Source organism: Salipiger bermudensis (assembly GCF_017309175.1).
Taxonomy (GTDB): Bacteria; Pseudomonadota; Alphaproteobacteria; order Rhodobacterales; family Rhodobacteraceae; genus Salipiger; species Salipiger bermudensis.
In genome coordinates, this window is record NZ_JAEKJV010000006.1 from 137007 (window position 1) to 153871 (window position 16865).

The 16865-nt window shown below is 67.6% G+C and carries 24 protein-coding genes and 2 tRNA genes; 14 read left to right on the forward strand and 12 right to left on the reverse strand.

What is annotated here, in order from left to right:
• Positions 1-6 precede the first annotated feature (6 nt).
• The 3 genes from cobS to cobU are packed head-to-tail and all read right to left on the reverse strand — an operon-like array spanning position 7 to position 2272.
• Complete coding sequence (gene cobS, locus JF542_RS10040; RefSeq protein ID WP_207075740.1) at positions 7-756, reverse strand: adenosylcobinamide-GDP ribazoletransferase; 750 nt, start codon at positions 754-756, stop codon at positions 7-9.
• On the reverse strand, positions 753-1763 hold the full coding sequence (cobT, locus tag JF542_RS10045; protein WP_207075741.1) for a nicotinate-nucleotide--dimethylbenzimidazole phosphoribosyltransferase: 1011 nt from the start codon (positions 1761-1763) through the stop codon (positions 753-755). The genes cobS and cobT overlap by 4 nt, the downstream gene beginning before the upstream one ends.
• 2 nt (positions 1764-1765) lie before the next feature.
• Positions 1766-2272 carry a bifunctional adenosylcobinamide kinase/adenosylcobinamide-phosphate guanylyltransferase gene (cobU, locus tag JF542_RS10050; RefSeq protein ID WP_207075836.1) on the reverse strand — a complete coding sequence of 169 codons (507 nt, stop codon included), beginning with the start codon at positions 2270-2272 and terminating at the stop codon, positions 1766-1768.
• Positions 2273-2315: 43 nt separating this feature from the next.
• On the opposite strand from cobU, the gene JF542_RS10055 reads away from it, so the two are divergent.
• Both JF542_RS10055 and cbiB read left to right on the forward strand, forming a co-directional pair.
• A complete protein-coding gene (locus JF542_RS10055; protein ID WP_207075742.1) occupies positions 2316-2906 on the forward strand; it encodes a histidine phosphatase family protein in 591 nt (196 codons plus the stop codon).
• Positions 2903-3838 (forward strand): adenosylcobinamide-phosphate synthase CbiB, encoded by a 936-nt coding sequence (gene cbiB / locus JF542_RS10060; protein WP_207075743.1) that lies wholly within the window; start codon positions 2903-2905, stop codon positions 3836-3838. Before JF542_RS10055 ends, cbiB begins: the two co-directional genes overlap by 4 nt.
• A gap of 3 nt (positions 3839-3841) precedes the next feature.
• Here cbiB and JF542_RS10065 read toward each other — a convergent pair whose 3' ends face one another.
• A complete protein-coding gene (locus tag JF542_RS10065) occupies positions 3842-4558 on the reverse strand; it encodes a response regulator (protein ID WP_007795080.1) in 717 nt (238 codons plus the stop codon).
• A gap of 130 nt (positions 4559-4688) precedes the next feature.
• Here JF542_RS10065 and mce point away from each other — a divergent pair, with 130 nt between their 5' ends.
• The gene (gene mce, locus JF542_RS10070; RefSeq protein WP_007795083.1) at positions 4689-5093 is read left to right on the forward strand and encodes a methylmalonyl-CoA epimerase; all 405 of its coding nucleotides are present in this window, start codon (positions 4689-4691) and stop codon (positions 5091-5093) included.
• 30 nt (positions 5094-5123) lie between these two features.
• Positions 5124-5411: a DUF1467 family protein gene (locus JF542_RS10075; protein WP_007795086.1), complete on the forward strand. Its 288-nt coding sequence runs from the start codon at positions 5124-5126 to the stop codon at positions 5409-5411.
• A 105-nt stretch (positions 5412-5516) separates the two neighbouring features.
• Here JF542_RS10075 and JF542_RS10080 read toward each other — a convergent pair whose 3' ends face one another.
• Both JF542_RS10080 and JF542_RS10085 read right to left on the reverse strand, forming a co-directional pair.
• Positions 5517-6221, reverse strand: coding sequence for an EI24 domain-containing protein (locus tag JF542_RS10080; protein WP_207075744.1), 705 nt, complete (start codon positions 6219-6221; stop codon positions 5517-5519).
• Positions 6218-6796, reverse strand: coding sequence for a nitroreductase family protein (locus JF542_RS10085; RefSeq protein WP_207075745.1), 579 nt, complete (start codon positions 6794-6796; stop codon positions 6218-6220). Before JF542_RS10085 ends, JF542_RS10080 begins: the two co-directional genes overlap by 4 nt.
• Before the next feature lie 123 nt (positions 6797-6919).
• Between JF542_RS10085 and JF542_RS10090 the strand changes: the two genes are divergently transcribed.
• Positions 6920-7177, forward strand: coding sequence for a DUF167 domain-containing protein (locus JF542_RS10090; RefSeq protein WP_207075746.1), 258 nt, complete (start codon positions 6920-6922; stop codon positions 7175-7177).
• A 3-nt stretch (positions 7178-7180) separates the two neighbouring features.
• Here the strand turns inward: JF542_RS10090 and JF542_RS10095 are convergent, their stop codons facing one another.
• Entirely contained in the window at positions 7181-7447 is a 267-nt protein-coding gene (locus JF542_RS10095; RefSeq protein ID WP_007795099.1) for a hypothetical protein, read from the reverse strand.
• 137 nt (positions 7448-7584) lie between these two features.
• Here JF542_RS10095 and JF542_RS10100 point away from each other — a divergent pair, with 137 nt between their 5' ends.
• From JF542_RS10100 to JF542_RS10115, 4 genes are all read left to right on the forward strand, one after another.
• Positions 7585-8286: a M48 family metallopeptidase gene (locus JF542_RS10100; protein WP_007795108.1), complete on the forward strand. Its 702-nt coding sequence runs from the start codon at positions 7585-7587 to the stop codon at positions 8284-8286.
• Between the two features lie 97 nt (positions 8287-8383).
• Complete coding sequence (locus JF542_RS10105; protein ID WP_040545181.1) at positions 8384-8641, forward strand: DUF6455 family protein; 258 nt, start codon at positions 8384-8386, stop codon at positions 8639-8641.
• A gap of 22 nt (positions 8642-8663) precedes the next feature.
• Positions 8664-8948 (forward strand): DUF6455 family protein, encoded by a 285-nt coding sequence (locus tag JF542_RS10110; protein WP_207075747.1) that lies wholly within the window; start codon positions 8664-8666, stop codon positions 8946-8948.
• 4 nt (positions 8949-8952) lie between these two features.
• Positions 8953-9216: a DUF6455 family protein gene (locus tag JF542_RS10115; RefSeq protein ID WP_007795114.1), complete on the forward strand. Its 264-nt coding sequence runs from the start codon at positions 8953-8955 to the stop codon at positions 9214-9216.
• Positions 9217-9364: 148 nt separating this feature from the next.
• Here the strand turns inward: JF542_RS10115 and JF542_RS10120 are convergent, their stop codons facing one another.
• Positions 9365-10348: a complex I NDUFA9 subunit family protein gene (locus JF542_RS10120; RefSeq protein WP_207075748.1), complete on the reverse strand. Its 984-nt coding sequence runs from the start codon at positions 10346-10348 to the stop codon at positions 9365-9367.
• Positions 10349-10500: 152 nt separating this feature from the next.
• On the opposite strand from JF542_RS10120, the gene JF542_RS10125 reads away from it, so the two are divergent.
• Positions 10501-10587, forward strand: a tRNA-Leu gene (locus JF542_RS10125).
• Between the two features lie 584 nt (positions 10588-11171).
• On the opposite strand, the gene JF542_RS10130 is transcribed toward JF542_RS10125, so the two are convergent.
• Positions 11172-11261: transfer RNA gene (locus JF542_RS10130), tRNA-Ser, on the reverse strand.
• 112 nt (positions 11262-11373) lie between these two features.
• A complete protein-coding gene (locus JF542_RS10135) occupies positions 11374-13020 on the reverse strand; it encodes an electron transfer flavoprotein-ubiquinone oxidoreductase (RefSeq protein WP_207075749.1) in 1647 nt (548 codons plus the stop codon).
• Positions 13021-13312: 292 nt separating this feature from the next.
• Between JF542_RS10135 and greA the strand changes: the two genes are divergently transcribed.
• From greA to JF542_RS10155, 4 genes are all read left to right on the forward strand, one after another.
• Positions 13313-13783 (forward strand): transcription elongation factor GreA, encoded by a 471-nt coding sequence (gene greA / locus JF542_RS10140; protein WP_007795133.1) that lies wholly within the window; start codon positions 13313-13315, stop codon positions 13781-13783.
• Positions 13784-13795: 12 nt separating this feature from the next.
• Positions 13796-14806, forward strand: a complete 1011-nt coding sequence (locus tag JF542_RS10145; protein ID WP_207075750.1) for a hypothetical protein — start codon at positions 13796-13798, stop codon at positions 14804-14806.
• Positions 14807-14999: 193 nt separating this feature from the next.
• Entirely contained in the window at positions 15000-15704 is a 705-nt protein-coding gene (locus tag JF542_RS10150; RefSeq protein WP_207075751.1) for an AzlC family ABC transporter permease, read from the forward strand.
• On the forward strand, positions 15701-16027 hold the full coding sequence (locus JF542_RS10155; protein ID WP_007795142.1) for an AzlD domain-containing protein: 327 nt from the start codon (positions 15701-15703) through the stop codon (positions 16025-16027). Before JF542_RS10150 ends, JF542_RS10155 begins: the two co-directional genes overlap by 4 nt.
• Here JF542_RS10155 and JF542_RS10160 read toward each other — a convergent pair.
• Both JF542_RS10160 and JF542_RS10165 read right to left on the reverse strand, forming a co-directional pair.
• Positions 16012-16677, reverse strand: a complete 666-nt coding sequence (locus tag JF542_RS10160; RefSeq protein ID WP_207075752.1) for a hypothetical protein — start codon at positions 16675-16677, stop codon at positions 16012-16014. The two genes, JF542_RS10155 and JF542_RS10160, sit on opposite strands and share 16 nt — an antisense overlap.
• Before the next feature lie 38 nt (positions 16678-16715).
• Positions 16716-16850, reverse strand: coding sequence for an aa3-type cytochrome c oxidase subunit IV (locus tag JF542_RS10165; protein WP_207075753.1), 135 nt, complete (start codon positions 16848-16850; stop codon positions 16716-16718).
• Between the last annotated feature and the right edge of the window lie 15 nt (positions 16851-16865).

Here is a 16865-nt window from a genome sequence, read left to right on the forward strand (position 1 = left end):
TCCCTCTTAGAGCGCGGCGCTGAGCACCACCCAGCCGGCGATCTCGGAGCAGAGCTGCACCGTGCCCAGCACGTCGCCGGTCTGGCCTCCGAGCAGCGCCTTGGCACGCCGCCCGACGAGCCATGCGGCGGCGGCCATCACCAGCAGCGCCACCATGCCCGGCAGGCCGAAGAAGGGCGCGATCAGCAGCGCCAGAAGGCCGCCGGGAAACCAGCGGATATTCCCCTTGCCGGCGCTGGCGGCAAGGTGGCCGAGCCCGTCCTCACGGGCTGGCGGCAGCCATTCCATCACCATCAGGATCGCCAGCCGGCTGACCACGGCGCAGAGCGTCAGCGCCAGAAGCCCTGCCCCGCCCGTGGGAAATGCTGCGAGCGCCGCCGCGCCCAGCACCACCGCAAGGATCAGCGCCAGCACGCCGTAGCTGCCGACCCGGCTGTCGCGCATGATGGCGAGGCGTTGCTCGGGATCGCGCCCGCCCATGCCATCGGCGAAATCCGCCAGCCCGTCATGGTGCAGCCCACCGGTGCCCAGCACCAGCGCGATCACCGCAAGTACCCCGCCGACCATGGGCGGCAGGCCCAGCGCGGCGGCGCCCGCCAGCACCGCCCACGCGATCAGCGCCAGTGGCAGCCCGACCAACGGAAAGGCCCAGCGGGCATGGGTGATCTCGGGCGGCGTTCCCGCGAACTGCCCGACCGGCAGGCGCGTCAGCAGCATCAGCGCAAGCCGTATCTCGGGGAGGCGCCGCCGCCTCACCCGTCCGAGACCCCGGCCTCGGCAAAGGTCGCCATGCCGTTGTGACAGGCCAGCGCCCCGCGCAGCACGCCAAGCGCCAGCGCCGCGCCAGAGCCCTCGCCCAGCGCCATGCCGAGATCGAGGATCGGGCGCTTGCCCATGGCCTCCGTCATGCCGCGATGACCGGGCTCGGCGCTGGCGTGGCCAATCAGGCAGTGATCGAGAAGCGCGGGCCGCGCCGCGTGAAGCGGTGCCACCGCGGCGGTGCAGATGAAGCCGTCGAGCAGCACCGGGATGCGCGCCAGCCGCGCCGCGATCACCGCGCCGCAGATCGCCGCCTGCTCGCGCCCGCCGAGGGCCGCAAGGATTTGCAGGCCTTTCGCGCGCTCGTGCAAGGCCACGGCGCGCGCGACCACCTCGGCCTTGTGGGCGATGGCGGGCGTGTCCGAGCCGGTGCCGCGCCCGACCCAGTCGCGCGCCGCCCCACCGAACACGGCATGCGCCAGCGCCGCGGCGATGGTCGAGTTGCCGATGCCCATCTCTCCGAGGATCAGCACGTCGGCCGTCGGGTCGACCGCCGCGGCCCCCCGGCGCATGGCGTCGAGGGTTTCGGCCTCGGTCATGGCGGGCGCTTGCGTGATATCTTCTGTCGGGCGGTCGAGATCGAGCGCCACCACCGAGAGCGCCGCGCCGTTGAGCGCGCAGAGCTGGTTGATCGCCGCGCCGCCATGCTCGAAATTTGCCACCATCTGCGCGGTGACCTTCTGCGGGAACGGGTTCACCCCCTGCGCGCAGACGCCGTGATTGCCGGCAAAGACCAGCGCCTGCGCCTTGCCGATGTCGGGCCGGGCCCGGCCCTGCCAGCCAGCAAGGAATACCGCCAGATCCTCGAGCCGCCCGAGCGAGCCCGGCGGCTTGGTGAGCTCCATCTGGCGGGCGCTTGCAGCCTCGGCGGCGGCATCGTCATAGGACGGCAGCTCGAGCGTGGCGGCGTCCGCGAGCGTGGCGAGCGGCAGCGGGTCGGTCATTGTCATTTCACCTTCAATGGGTAGCCCGCGACGCTGAGCCAGAGCTCGTCGCTGGCGGCGGCAATTGTCTGGTTCACCAGCCCCGCCGCGTCGCGGAAGGCGCGGGCGAGCGCGTTTTCGGGCACGATCCCGGCGCCGACCTCGTTGGTGACAAAGACCACCGGGGCGCGCTGCTCTGGCAGGATCGCCGCCAGGGCCTCGGCGTCCCCCTGCCAGTCCTGCTCGGCCAGCATCAGGTTCGACAGCCAGAGCGTCAGGCAATCGACGAGCCGAGGCGCATCGCCGTCACTGTCCTGCAGCGCTTGCACAAGCTTGGTCGGCTCGGAGATCGTGTGCCACTCGGGGCCGCGCCGGGCCCGATGGCGGGCGATGCGCTCAGTCATCTCGGCGTCATGCGCCTCGGCGGTGGCGATGTAGATTGCCGGACTGCCCAGCGCGAGCGTCATGCGCTCGGCCAGCCGGCTCTTGCCCGAGCGCACGCCGCCGGTGATGAGGATCGACTTTCCCATGGGGCCGTGACAAAGCAGGTTCCGCGCGATTTGGGAAGACCGCATGAGACCGCCCGAGACCAACGAGTTGCTGCTGATCCGCCACGCCCCCGCCGCTCACGGAGGGCGGCTCTGCGGGCGCAGCGACGTGCCGGCTCTGCTGCCGTCCGATCCTGAGCTCATCCCGCTGCGCGGCTGGCTGTCCAGCTGTTCCAGCGTGGTGAGCAGCCCGGCCAAACGCTGCCTTCAAACCGCCGGCGCGCTGTTTCCGGAGCGTTCTGTCGTCACCGATGACCGGCTCTGGGAGCAGGATTTCGGCGACCATGACGGGGTGCGTTTCTCCGAGCTGCCGGATCTTGGCGTGCTCGATCGCGAGACATTGGCGGCGCATTGTCCCCCGGGCGGCGAGAGTTTCGCCGCGATGGCGACACGGGCCGCGCCGGCGCTGACGGCGTTGGCAGGTCGGGCCCGCGCCGGAGGGCCGGTCGCGGTGGTGGCGCATGCGGGCACCGCGCGGGCGGCGCTTGGACTGGCCCTCGAGGTGCCTTCGGTGGGGCTCGGTTTCGAGATTGCCCCCCTCTCGGTCACGCGGCTGCGCTGCCACGAGGGCGGGCTCTCGATCATCGCGACCAACTGGACGGGACCGGGCGCATGATGTTTGCCGGCATGATGATGGTGGCCTTCGCGATCGACAGCGCGTTCGGCTGGCCTCGGGCGGTTTTCGCCGTGCTGAGGCACCCGGTTGTGTGGATCGGGGGGCTGATCTCGGCACTGGAGGGGCGATTGAACGCGGGGCAAGCGGCCCGGCGCCGCGCAATGGGCGGTCTGACGGTCATCCTCGTGCTGAACGCGGTTCTGATCCCGGCGCTGTTGCTGCAGCTGGCGCTGCCGGACGGGATGGCGGGGCTGGTCCTTGGTGGGGTGCTGGCCTGGCCGCTGCTGGCGGTGCGGTCGATGCACGACCACGTGGCCGCGGTGGCGAAGCCGCTGGCCCGGGGCGATCTGTTTGCCGCGCGGCGGGCGGTGGCGATGATCGTCGGGCGCGATCCCGAGAGGCTCGGACAGGAGGGCGTGGCGCGCGCCGCGCTCGAGAGCCTTGCCGAGAACAGCTCGGACGGCATCGTGGCACCGCTGTTCTGGGGCGTGATCGGCGGCTTGCCCGGGATCGCCGCCTACAAGGCGATCAACACGATGGATTCCATGATCGGCCATCGCAACCAGCGCTACGAGGACTTCGGCAAGGCCGCAGCAAGGCTTGACGACCTCGTGAACTGGCTGCCGGCGCGGCTTACCGGGCTGCTCTTCGCGTTGGCCTCGGGCCGGCCGCGCCGCGCAATCCGCGTGATGCGACGCGACGCGCGCCAGCATCGCTCTCCCAATGCCGGCTGGCCCGAGGCGGCGATGGCGGGCGCGCTGCCGGTGCGACTTTCGGGGCCGCGGGTCTATGGCGACGTGATCGCCGACGAGCCTTGGGTCAACGGCACGGCGCCCGACCCGGACGCAAAGACGCTGGCCCGCGGGCTGACGCTCTACCGCCGCACCATGGCGCTGACGGCGCTGCTTCTGCTGCTCTTCGCCCTGCCCTAGGGCTCAGATCGCCACGCGATCCGCCAGCCGGTCCTGAACCAGTCCCGCGACCCGGGCGATGTCGGCCTTGGTCGGGCGTCCCTCGAACCGGGCCTCGGCCAGCCCCTCGGCGGCGCGCTGCAGTGCGATGTCACCGGCGCTTACCGCCACTCCGCGCAAGAACTGGGTGACGTAATCGAGCATCCGCTCGTCGCCGTCATCGCCCAGCACATCCGCCGCCAGCGCCATGTCGTCGCGATAGGCCAGCGGATCCGGGCAGACCGGCTCTTCCGAGGCCATGCGCACCCCGCCGGGGCGCCGTTCCGGCGGCAGGTGCGCGATGATCTCGGACTGGAAGCGCAGCACGCTTTCCACCGGTTTCGCGAGGAAGCCGTCTGCCCCGGCGGCCAGCGCAACATCCTCGGCGAAGCTGTCGCCGCTGGTGCCGAGGATCACCCCGACACGGGGCACCGCCGACACCATCTCCGAGATCAGCTCGGCCCCGCAGCCATCGGGCAGGCCAAGATCGACGATTGCCGCGCTGGGGCGGTAGACGTTGAGATGACGGCGCGCCGAGAGCAGGCAATCGGCGCGACGAATCCGCGCGCCGCTGCGCAGGCAGAGCAGGCGCATGGCGTCGCTGGCAAAGCGGCTGTCCTCGACGACAAGCACCGTCATGCCCAGCAGCGGCCGTGTGGCGGTGGGGCGCGGCAGGTGGGTCTGCACATCCGAGTCGGTCATTCTGATCCTCCATCTGGCACTAAGGTCAGGATTGCCGGTTGCCCCTAACGGCTGGTTAACGCTCGCAGCATCTTGCGAACTCTGCCCCGCGCGGGCGATAACCATCGCGATCTGAGAGAGGAGACCCGCCATGATCGGCCGTCTGAACCATGTCGCCATCGCCGTGCCCGACCTCGAGGCCGCGGCAGCGCAATACCGCAACACGCTAGGCGCCACGGTGGGCGCCCCGCAGGACGAGCCCGATCACGGCGTCACGGTGATCTTCATCGAACTGCCGAACACCAAGATCGAGCTGCTCTACCCGCTGGGGGAGAATTCCCCGATCCAGGGCTTCCTCGACAAGAATCCCTCGGGCGGCATCCACCATGTCTGCTACGAGGTCGACGACATCCTCGCGGCGCGGGACCACCTGAAGCAGAGCGGCGCCCGGGTGCTGGGCAATGGCGAGCCCAAGATCGGCGCCCATGGCAAGCCGGTGCTGTTCCTGCATCCGAAGGATTTTCAGGGCACGCTCGTGGAACTCGAGCAGGTCTGAGCCTATCTCGGGCGCAAAGGGAGGCCTTTCATGGGACTTACATCCGCACTCGTGCTCTACGCCGTCATCTGGTTCATGACCTTCCTGATCGTGATCCCGTTCCGGCTCGAGACCCAGGGCGATCGCGGCGAGGTGGTCGAGGGGACGCATGCCAGCAGTCCCGAGGTGCACAATCTCAAGCGCAAGGCGCTGATCACCACGCTGATCGCGCTGGTCCTCTGGGCGGTGATCGCCGGCATCATCATCTCGGGCTGGATCACCGTGCGCGAGCTCGACAGCTGGATGTTCAACCGCATGGGCCCGCCTTCGGGTCTGTAAATCGCGTCAGGCCCGCCAAAGGGCCCGAGCCGCCTTGCGGCGAGACAACCTGTGCGGCGCGCCCTTGGCGCGCCGCTCCGCTTTGCAGCGTCAGGCCCGTAAAGATCAGGCCCGGAGGCGTTTGGCCTCGAGCCGGTGGAACAGGTGGGTGAAGGTGGCTGCACCGAGAATCGGCACCAGCAGGTTCACCAGCGGGATGGTCAGCGGCACGACCATCAGAACGCCTGCGATCCAGATCGTCACGAAGTAGCGCTTGCGCAGCTGCGCGGCACCGTCGCGCCCGACCCGGCGGATCGCCGCGAGGGTGAAATATTCCCGCCCCAGCAGGAACCCGTTGAGGCCCCAGAAGATGAACGGCGCCAGCGGCGCGAGGAAGATGTAGAGCACCAGCGCGATGATGTTGGCGCCGATCAGCACCCCGAGAAAGGCCAGCGAATCTCGGATGTTGTCCATCAGCGACAGCTCGTTCGCGGGGCCGAGCGCCGGGTAGTGCCGGTCTTCGACGGCCTGTGCCACGTCATCGAGGAAGATGCCGGTGATCGCAGAGGCCACCGGCACCATCAGGAAGACCGACAGCAGCAGCATCAGCGGAATGGCGCCCCAGCTGATCGCGTCGTCGACCCAGGTCACGGTGCCGATCCACGGCAGCGACACGTTGTCGCCGAGGAACCAGCCCACCACCTGCACGAAGACCACGTAGAACGCCACGAAGATCGCCACGGTGATGCCCAGCCCCTTGGCCAGCACCGCTTGGAACCGGCGGTCGCCAAGCTGGCCGATGGCGGCGAGAAAGGAGGCGGCCGGGATCATTCCGACACCCAGGCCGTGATCGCGTCGAGATCCGGTCGCGGACGCTCGGGCGGCGCCGAGCTCTCGGTGCCGATATGCAGGAAGCCCGCGATCCGCTCCTGCGGCGCAAGCCCCAGCGTCTCTTCGAGGAAGGGACGGTCCTCGGCGATCCAACCCGAGAGCCAGTTGGCGCCCCAGCCGCTGGCCAGCGCCGCGTTCAGCAGCGCCAGGCAGACCGCGCCGGCGGAATAGGTCTGCTCGATCGCCGGCACCTTGGGGCTGTCCTTCGGCGATTCGACCACCGCCACGCAGAGCGGGCTGTCGGCGAACTGGGCACGCGCCTTGTCCGCCTGTGCCGGCTCGTAGCCCAGAGCGGCACCACGCGCGGCTGCCGCCGCGGCCAGCCGCTGCAGGGCCGCGCCTTGCAGCACGATGAAGCGCCACGGCTCGAGCTTGCCGTGATCGGGGCTGCGCGCTGCGGCGGTGAGAATCGGCATCAGCGCCGCGCGGTCGGGGGCCGGGCCGGTCAGCGTCTTGGCCGGGCGCGAACGGCGGCTCAGCAGGAAGTCCATCGCAGCGGGGTTGGGTGTGGGCATCGGCATCTCCTTGACGGTCCGCCCCTATGTCAGGCTTTGTCCCGCGGGTTTCAACCGCCCGCGTTGCCCGCGGTCAAGGCGGCTGCTAAGCGAAAGACACCCCGGCGAGGAAGGACGACGCACATGGCCAAGGCCACGCTGGCCCATCTGGCAACCCCCGGCGCCACGCTCGAGCTGCGCGTGACGCCCAAGGCGTCGCGCAACGAGATCCGCGAAGAGGGGGGCACGCTCCGGGTCTACGTCACCACGGTGCCCGAGGACGGCAAGGCCAATGCCGCCGTGCAGAAGCTGCTCGCCAAGGCACTGGGGCTGCCGAAATCGCGGCTGGTGCTGGTGCGTGGGGCAACCTCGCGCGACAAGGCGTTCCGGATCGAGGCCTGAGCCTCACGCCTCCTCGTCGCCGTCCTGCTCCCCTTCGCCATCCTCGTCGCGCACGTAGACGCCTTCGGGCAGGCTGATCGCGGCCGCGAGGTCGCGCATCTGGGTCATGGAGAGGGTGATCTTTTGCACCTTGTCGGTGCGTGGATCGTATTGCTCGACGGTGATGCAGTCCTCGAACCCCATGACGATCACGTCTTCCTGGAGATAGCTGCTGCCCTCGTCGACAAGGGTGACGACCGTGGCGTCGAATTCGTGCTCGATGCTAAACATGGCATCAGCCTAGCCCAGCCGGAATCCGCTGCCTATCCCGAAAAGCCACGCGCCCGCCGCCGCGACAGCGAGCCACTGGCGCTGCCGGCGCGCGGCACCTATGGTGATCGAAACCCCTCTGCGATCGGAGCCCCCTCTTGATCCTTCGCCGCCTGCTTCCAGCCCTTCTCTTCCTGCTCGCCGCCTGCGAGGTGGCCCCGGTCACCATGAGCCCGGAGCAAGCCGCGACCCGCGCCGAGGCAGAGCGCGCCACGCGACAGTTCGTCGATGTTGCCAGCCGGATCGAGCCGATCGCCGAGGCCGAATGCCGCCGGTCCGCGCCGCGGCTGAACTGCGATTACCTGATCGTGGTTGACGACCGGCCCGGGCAGGAGGCCAACGCCTTCCAGACGCTCGACCGGCAGGGCCGGCCGATCATCGCCTTCAACCTCGCGCTCATCGCCTCGGTCGAGAATGCCGACGAGCTGGCCTTTGTCATGGGTCATGAGGCATCTCACCACATTCTCGGCCATCTGGCGCGAGTCGAAGAGGATGCCGCCATCGGCGCGATCATCTTCTCGGGTCTGGCCGAAATGTCCGGCGCCGACGCCGCGACGGTGCGCTCGGCCGAGGAATTCGGGGCCAGCGTCGGTGCGCGCAGTTTTTCCAAGGAATATGAGCTCGAGGCGGACCAACTCGGCACCATCCTGACCATGCGCGCGGGCTACGATCCCGTTCTCGGGGCAGAATTCTTCATGCGGATCCCCGACCCGGGCGAGAAGTTCCTCGGCAGCCACCCGCCCAACGCCGCCCGCATCGCCATCGTCAGGCGCACCGCCGCGGCCTACGCCACCAACTGATCCCAACGCCCGGCCGTTGACATGCATCAAGGGCAGGTCTGCCCTGCGCTGCTAGGCTTGTTGCAGTCCAACTGTGCAACTTCCGGGAGATATGACGATGCCTAGCCGCACCGACTACACACGCCATGCCCGGCTTGTCGACCACATGGCCGGCACGCTCGGAATCGATCTCGACGAACAGATGATGCGTGGCAAGGTCACCGCCTCGCAGATCGACGACGCGGTGCTCAGCTGCACCGGCTGCACCCAGCCCTGTGCCTGCGACGCCTGGCTCTCTGCCCAGACCGAGACCGCGCCCGAGGCCCCCGGCTATTGCCGCAACGTGGCCCTGTTCGACGCGCTCCGCGACACCTGAGCTCATGACGAAGGACGGAAAGATGTTCGACACCCGGCCCAACCAGCCGCTTGGTGAGACCAAGGACCATTACTGGCTCGTGCAGCGCATGGCGCGGGCCAACGGAACCGACCTGGTGGGCGCCGCCGAAGACGGCACGCTGAGTCAGGACGACTGGGCCGCGATGGTGCATCGCTGCCGCGCCTGCAAGTGGGCCGAAGGCTGCAAACGCTGGCTGTCACACCCGGAGACCGAACTGCGGGAGACCCCAGAAGGCTGCGTGAACCGGCACCACTTCGCGGCGTTGCAGGACGGAATGAAAGAGTAGAGCGATGCCACAGACGCTGGGAGATCCCGCCCGTCATTTCTGGATGACCCGCAGCGTGGCCCGTGTGATGGGCCTCAACCTGTCAGAGGCGATACGGAGCGGCCGGCTGGAGCCGGATCAATATGCCGAGATGGTGACCTGCTGCCGCGGCTGCGCACTGGTCGAGGCCTGCGAGCACTGGTTGGGGAGCCAGACCGGCCCCTCCAGCACACCGCCTCCGGGTTGCTGCAACGGCGTGCTGCTCTGCCGGCTCAAGAAACCGCACTGAAAGGGGGCGGCGCGCCGGATGCCGGCGCGCGCAAGCTCCGCGACGTGCTGTGGCCGGTCGGGCCGGGTGCGCGTGAGAACCGGGAAGCGCTGCCGCAGCGTTCGGCACATCCTCCCGGTCGCGGCCGCTCGGCGCCGCGCCCGAGATCTCACTCGGAGCGCAAGCCCCGTGCCGATTCCTTGATCGCGTCGTACTGGCCCGAGGGGCGGAAGCGCCAGAGATAGTCGGGCAGAACCGCCTCGAGCGAGGTCGGCGTGATTCCCAACTCGGCAAAGCCCTTCGCGCCTTCCGAGACGACATTGTCGTGACGCAGCGACTTCACCTGGTCGCGGGTGATCTGTGCCGGAAACAGCCCGCCGGTCAGGCGCTGGATCCATTCGAATGCCCAGCCCATTCCCGAGGCGATGCCGAAGGGAATGTTCACGATGAAGCGGCGGCGGCGGATCACGCTGAGCATCTCGCCGATCAGGTCGCGGAAGCTCTCGCGATCCGGCCCGCCAAGCTCGTAGACGCCCGGAGCGGCCTCGCCGGTCGCGCCCATGACCGCGGCCTGCGCCACATCGTCGACATAGACCGGCTGGAAGTTCGTGTCGGCCCCGACCAGCGGCAGCACCGGCCCCATGCGGGACATGCCGGCGAAGCGGTTGAAGAACTGGTCCTCGGCGCCGAAGATCACCGACGGGCGCAGGATCACCGCGTCCGGCATGTGGCTCAGCACCGCCGCTTCGCCCTCGCCCTTGGTGCGGGCATAATCGCTGTTGCTCTCGGCATCGGCGCCGATGGCCGAGATCTGCACCATCCGGGCGACGCCCTGCTCGGCCGCGATGCGCGCGACGCGCTCCGCGCCCTCGGCCTGGATGGCGTCAAAGTTGTTCTTGCCGCGGGCATCGAAAGTGCCGACGCAGTTCACCACCGCGTCCGCGCCCTGCATGACCATGCGCACCGACTCGTCGTTGCGGATGTTGCACAGCACCGGCTCGACCTGACCGACCACGCCGTAGGGCTTTACGAAGATCGCCTCGTTGGGCCGGCGTACCGCCACGCGGACCCGCCAGCCGAGCTTGGCCATGCGCCGCGCGATGTAGCGCCCCACGAACCCGGATCCGCCGTAAATGGTGACGAGTTTGCTCATTGGCCATGCTCCTGCTGCCAGGGTTTCCAGCCCTGAATACCGACCCGGGCAAGGCCCGGCAAGGTGCGCGACAGCGCGATGGAAAACAAACCGAAAAAACCTGCTTGACGGCGACTGGCATGACCCTTAAACGCCCTCCTCACACCACCTGTGCCCAGGTGGCGGAATTGGTAGACGCGCTGGTTTCAGGTACCAGTGGCTTAACGGCCGTGGAGGTTCGAGTCCTCTCCTGGGCACCATGGAAAACCCCGGATTGTCATGGCTCATGACTCTCCGGGGTTTTCTTGTTTTATGGGACCCAGCCGCGCCCCAGAGGTCCGCCGCTCTGCGGCTGGCGCCCCCTCCTGGCCCGACTGCTGGGACGCTCGACCAAGAGACATGGCCTCGACACCGTGACCCGAACAGGCCTTCGCGGAATCGGTACGAAGTCAACTCCCCAAAGCGACCACCAGGCCTCTGCGTCACGCTCCCAGAAAGCGGACAGCGGTGGCGCGGGTTTATCCGGGAAGATCAAGCAGTCGCCCGAAGGCCGCTCCGTCACCGCACGCAACGCGACTTCGCGGGCTCCGAAGCCCGACATCTCGGCGCTGTCAGCAAGGCCAGATCGCCCCCTGTGCAGGACCGCAGGCCCCACACTGGCGACCCGAGGTTGAGACCATCACGCCACCTCAGAGCAGGAAACTCCCCCTGCCGCTCGAGCGCGCTTGGTTTGAAGATTGAGAACGGGGAAGGCTTGGCCCGAAGCGTTGGGACTGCGAGCACTCTGCGTCGAGTACGCCTGCACGTTCCACCGTTAGGGAGACTGTACGAAGATCTGGGGTTGTGGCGGAGAGGAAGGGATTCGAACCCTCGAGACGGTTTCCCGCCTACACACTTTCCAGGCGTGCGCCTTCGACCACTCGGCCACCTCTCCGCCGACCCCTTTAGCGGAACTCCCAACCCCGTTGCAAGGGGCAAAACCCCGATAAGACAAAGCCCCGGACAATGTCCGGGGCTCTGCCATGCGCAACGCGGGAAAAGCGCCGTCACATGTTGGGATAGTTCGGGCCGTCGCCGCCCTGCGGGACCGTCCAGTTGATGTTCTGGGCCGGATCCTTGATGTCGCAGGTCTTGCAGTGCACGCAGTTCTGGAAGTTGATCACGAAGCGCGGCTTGCCCTCGTCCTCGACGAACTCGTAGACCCCGGCCGGGCAGTAGCGCTGCGACGGGCCGGCATAGCTCGTGTAATCCACCGCCACCGGCACATCCTCGTCCTTCAGACGCAGGTGGCAGGGCTGGCTTTCCTCGTGGTTGGTGAACGAGAACGACACGTTGGTCAGGCGGTCGAAGCTCAGCTTGCCGTCGGGCTTGGGATAGTCGATCGGCTTGTGATGGCTCGCCGGTTCGGTCGAGGCCGCATCGGTCTTGCCGTGGCCCATGGTGCCGAACACAGAGAAGCCGAACTGGTTGGTCCACATGTCAAGACCGCCCATCGCAAGCGACGAGACCATCCCCCATTTCGACCACATCGGCTTGACGTTGCGCACCTTCCACAGATCCTTGCCGATGGCACCATCGCGCACCTCGGTCTCGTAGGCGCTCAGCTCGTCGGACGCGCGGCCCGCCTGCAGCGCCTCATAGGCCGCCTCGGCCGCCGCCTTGCCCGAGAGCATGGCGTTGTGGTTGCCCTTGATGCGCGGCACGTTGACCATGCCCACAGAGCAGCCCAGCAGCGCCACGCCGGGCGCAACCATCTTCGGCATCGACTGGTAGCCGCCCTCCGAGATCGCCCGCGCGCCGTAGGCCACGCGCTTGCCGCCCTCGAGCAGCGCCGCCACGTGCGGGTGATGCTTGAAGCGCTGGAATTCCATGTAGGGGAAGAGGTGCGGGTTCTTGTAGTTCAGGTGCACCACGAAGCCGACATACACCTGGTTGTTCTCGATGTGGTAGATGAAGGCACCGCCGCCGGCATTGCCGCCCAGCGGCCAGCCCATGGTGTGCTCGACCCGGCCTTCCTTGTGCTTGGCGGGGTCGATCTCCCAGATCTCCTTCATCCCGAGGCCGAATTTCTGCGGCTCCTTGCCGTCGGAGAGGTTGTACTTGGCGATCACCTCCTTGGAGAGCGAGCCGCGCACGCCCTCGGAGAGGAACACGTACTTGCCGTGCAGTTCCATCCCCGGCTCGTAGCCCGGGCCGGCGGTGCCGTCTGGGTTCTTGCCGAACTCGCCGGCGATCACGCCCTTCACCTCGCCATTGTCGCCATAGACCAGTTCCGAGCACGACATGCCCGGGAAGATCTCGACGCCCAGCGCCTCGGCCTGCTCTGCCATCCAGCGGCAGACATTGCCCATGGAAACGATGTAGTTGCCGTGGTTCGACATGAACGGCGGCATCGGCCAGTGCGGAATGCCCACCTTGCCGGCCTCGCCGAGCACGTAGAACTTGTCCTCGATCACCGGCACGTTGACCGGCGCGCCCTTGTCCTTCCAGTCCGGGATCAGCGCGTCGAGACCACAGGGATCGAGCACCGCGCCGGACAGGATATGGGCGCCCACCTCCGAGCCTTTCTCGAGCACAACGACCTCGAGATCGGCATCCAGCTGCTTCAGGCGGATCGCCGCGGACAGGCCTGCCGGCCCCGCCCCCACGATCACCACATCGTATTCCATAGACTCGCGCTCGATCTCGGCCATGCCGACCCCTCCGCTGGCTGTATTTGAAATTTTCTTGCGCAACGAGGTAGCGCGGCAGTGCAGCAAAGGTCAATAAAAACACGGCGTCGCGACTATTGGCAGAGGCTATTGCCGCCGGGCTACAAGGCGTTTGTCGCAGTTGTCCTGCCCCTCTTGACGGCACCGATCCGCCCGGTTGCGGCGCAAACCGCCGCCGGTGAGCCGCCTCACCACTTGACTTGGGGGGCGTCAGGCACGTTATGTGCCATACTCAGACTGGAATGCACGAACCGTACGTTCAGGAGCCCCCTCCTTGGAAAAGATACTGATCACCCGCGCGGGCTTTACCGCGCTCGAAACCGAATTGAAGACGCTCAAGAGCAAAGAGCGGCCCGCCGTGATCCAGGCGATCGCGGAAGCGCGCGAGCTCGGCGATCTGAAAGAGAATGCCGAATATCACTCGGCCCGCGAAAAGCAGGGCTTCATCGAAGGCCGGATCAAGGAGATCGAGGCGGTGATGAGCCTCGCCGAGGTCATCGACCCGACCAAGCTCAGCGGCGCGGTCAAGTTCGGCGCCACCGTCAAGGTCGTCGACGAGGACACCGACGAGGAGAAGACCTGGCAGATCGTCGGCGAGCACGAGGCCAATATCGACAAGGGCCTGCTCAACATCAAATCGCCGATTGCCCGCGCCCTGATCGGCAAGGAGGAAGGCGACAGCGTCGAAGTGCGCACGCCCGGTGGCGAGAAGAGCTACGAGATCCTCAGCATCGACTACAAGTAAGGTCCGCGCCAGATGGCCGACAGCAAAGACAGCCGCGCAACCCCGTTGGGGATCTACGACCGGCCGCGCGCGCCCGGCATCACCGGAATCGAGATCGCGGCGATTGCACTCAGCCTCGGATGGCTGGTGTTGTCGGGCGTGTTCTTCCTCTATTTCGGCGGCGAGGGCGCGGATGGTCTGCGCTTCATCCTGTCGATGATGGTGATGTTCATGCCGGTGGCGATGATCTGGGTCGCGGCCACCGCGGCCCGGGCCAGCCGGGTCATGCGCGAGGAAAGCGCACGGCTGCAATCGGCCATCGACGCGATCCGCAACGCCTATATCTCGCAGGCGCAGGCCGGGCGGAAAGAGGCTGGTGCGGGCTCGATCACCAAGAAGCTCGACGAGATCGCCGCAGCGCAACGCAAGACCGAGACCGCGCTGGCGCGCTTTGCCGTTTCGCAGGGAGCGTCCGGCCAGCCGACTCTGGCACCGGCGCCGCAACCCGAACCGGCGGCCGCGGACGACCAGCCCCGGCTGTCGCTCGGCACGCCCGCCGAGGCGCTGCAGCCGCCGGTGGCCAATGCCGACTTCATCCGTGCGCTGAATTTCCCCGAGACCGCCGAGGACGAGGAGGGCTTCGCCGCCCTGCGCCGCGCCCTAAAGGATCGTCAGGCCGCCCAGCTGATCCAGGCGGCGCAGGACGTGCTGACGCTCCTGAGCCAGGACGGCATCTACATGGATGACCTGCGCCCGGACCTTGCCCGCCCCGAGCTCTGGCGCGCCTTTGCGGAGGGCACCCGCGGCCGCGCGATTGCGTCCATCGGAGGCGTGCGCGACCGGTCGTCGCTGACTCTGACCACGGCACGAATGAAGCAGGATCCGATCTTCCGCGACGCGGCGCATCACTTCCTGCGGCTGTTCGACAAGGGCGTGGCGCGGTTCACCCCCGAGGCCAGTGACGCCGAGATCACCGAACTGGCCAACACCCGCTCCTCGCGCGCCTTCATGCTGCTTGGCCGGGTCGCAGGCACCTTCGACTGAGGCGCCCTCCCCTCCCGGTCGGCATTGCCCGACTGGCCGAAATCCCTTTCGCGGCCCTGTGCACGGCCCTGCTTGCCCGCCAGTGCCCTGCGTTTGTGCACAATCGAGTCTGCGCAACCACCGGGGCAGCGCGATTGCATCTCATCCCGCGCTTCGTTAGGTCAGGAGTGTTCCCCCAAAACGGAGACCCGCGATGGACACGGGCGACCTTCGGTCAAGCTATCTCACAGGTCTGCGCGACGGGGCGCCGTTCGTCCTCGTCATCGTGCCCTTCGCCACGGTGTTCGGCGTGCTCTCCAAGAGCGCTGGGCTCAATGTGCTCGAGGCTCTGGCCTTCTCGGTCGCGGTGATCGCCGGGGCGGCGCAATTCACCGCGCTGCAGTTGATGCAGGACCAGGCCCCGACGCTGGTGGTGCTGGCCTCGGCACTGGCGGTCAACCTGCGCATGGCGATGTACTCGGCCTCGCTGACACCGCATCTCGGCCACCTGCCGCTGTGGAAGCGCGGCGTGGTGGCCTACCTTCTGGTGGATCAGGCCTACGCGCTGGGGATCGTGAAATACGAGCGCGACCCCGAGATGACGAATGGCGAACGATTCGCCTATTTCCTCGGGACGATCACACCGCTCTGCCCGCTCTGGTACGGCTTCACCGTTGTGGGTGCTGTGGTGGGCGCGCAGATCTCGATCGAGAACGGGCTCGACTTTGCCATGCCGATCGCGTTCCTCGCGCTGATCGGCCCCGCCCTGCGCACCGGCGCGCATGGCGCGGCGGCGCTGGTGGCCTCGGTCTCGGCGCTGATCTTCGCCTTCCTTCCCTACAATCTCGGCCTGCTGGTCGCGGCGCTGCTCGGCATGATGGCCGGTGCCGAGATCGAACGCCGTAGAGAGGCCGCATGATCGACCGTACCGAGCTTTGGATCGTCATCATCGGGCTGGGGCTGGGCAGCTTCGGCCTGCGCTTCGCCTTCCTCGGGCTGGTCGGAGACCGCCCGATTCCGGCCTGGCTGATGCGCCATCTGCGCTACACCGCGGTGTCGGTGCTGCCGGCGCTGATCATGCCGCTGATCGTCTTTCCCGCCGCCAATGACGGCCAGCCCGAGCCGGTGCGGCTGACGGCGGCCGTCGTGGCGTTGGGGGTTGGGTTCTACTTCAAGAACCCCTTGCTTGCGATGGTGATGGGCGGGCTGACGCTGGTGGGCGGACTTTACTGGTTCGCCTGAGCCCGGTTCGCCTGCGTCCGGCCGGACGCGCCGAGTTCCTCGCCATAGGCCGCGATGGCCAGCCGCTTGTCATCGGCATCGGTGTCGCGCACGACGCGATCCTCGAGCCCCGGCATCCCCGCCAACTGATCGGCGAGCTTGTTCGGGAACCAGGTGCTGCTGACCTGCTCGAATCCCGGCAGCTGCTTGAGCACGCCTGAGGTGGCGACGGTGCATTGCGATTGCGAAACCGCGCCATAGCCCTGCACCAGGCGCAGCGCCTGCTCGGCCACCTCGGGCGGCACTTCGATTCGCTGCACCCGGACGCGGTAGGTCTCGCGCGCATGGGCGCCTTCGTAGACCTCGGCAATCTTCGGCGTGATGCCGTAGATCACGTCATCGGCCTCGACCAGCCAGCTTGCCCGCACCGAGCCCGCAGGATCAAAGATCACCCGCTGCGAGGGGGCGTTGATCATCATGCTCGAATGCGCGCCGGCATCGCTGCGGTTGTTGATCATGGTGTAGAGCGTGATCGCCGGCGGCCCGTCATGTCGATAGGCGGCCTCGGCGATCTCGGCCTCTGTGGCGTTGGGCGTGTGCGCGCTCGGCGTCGTGCAGCCGGCAAGCGACAGCGCCGCCAGACCGGCGAGAGTGGCGGCTCTGAACGTCATCCGAGCGTGCTCCTGAGGTGGTGGGGAACGTAGGCGCCTCAGGCGCCGAAGATCATCAGGATGACCAGGATCGCGAAGATCACGTAAAGTGTGCGAATGGTGAACTTGATGAACCCGTGGAAAGTCTTTTCCTGTTCGGTGATGTCCATGGTTCCCAGCTTGTGCTCAGCCATCTCCAGATCCGTCCC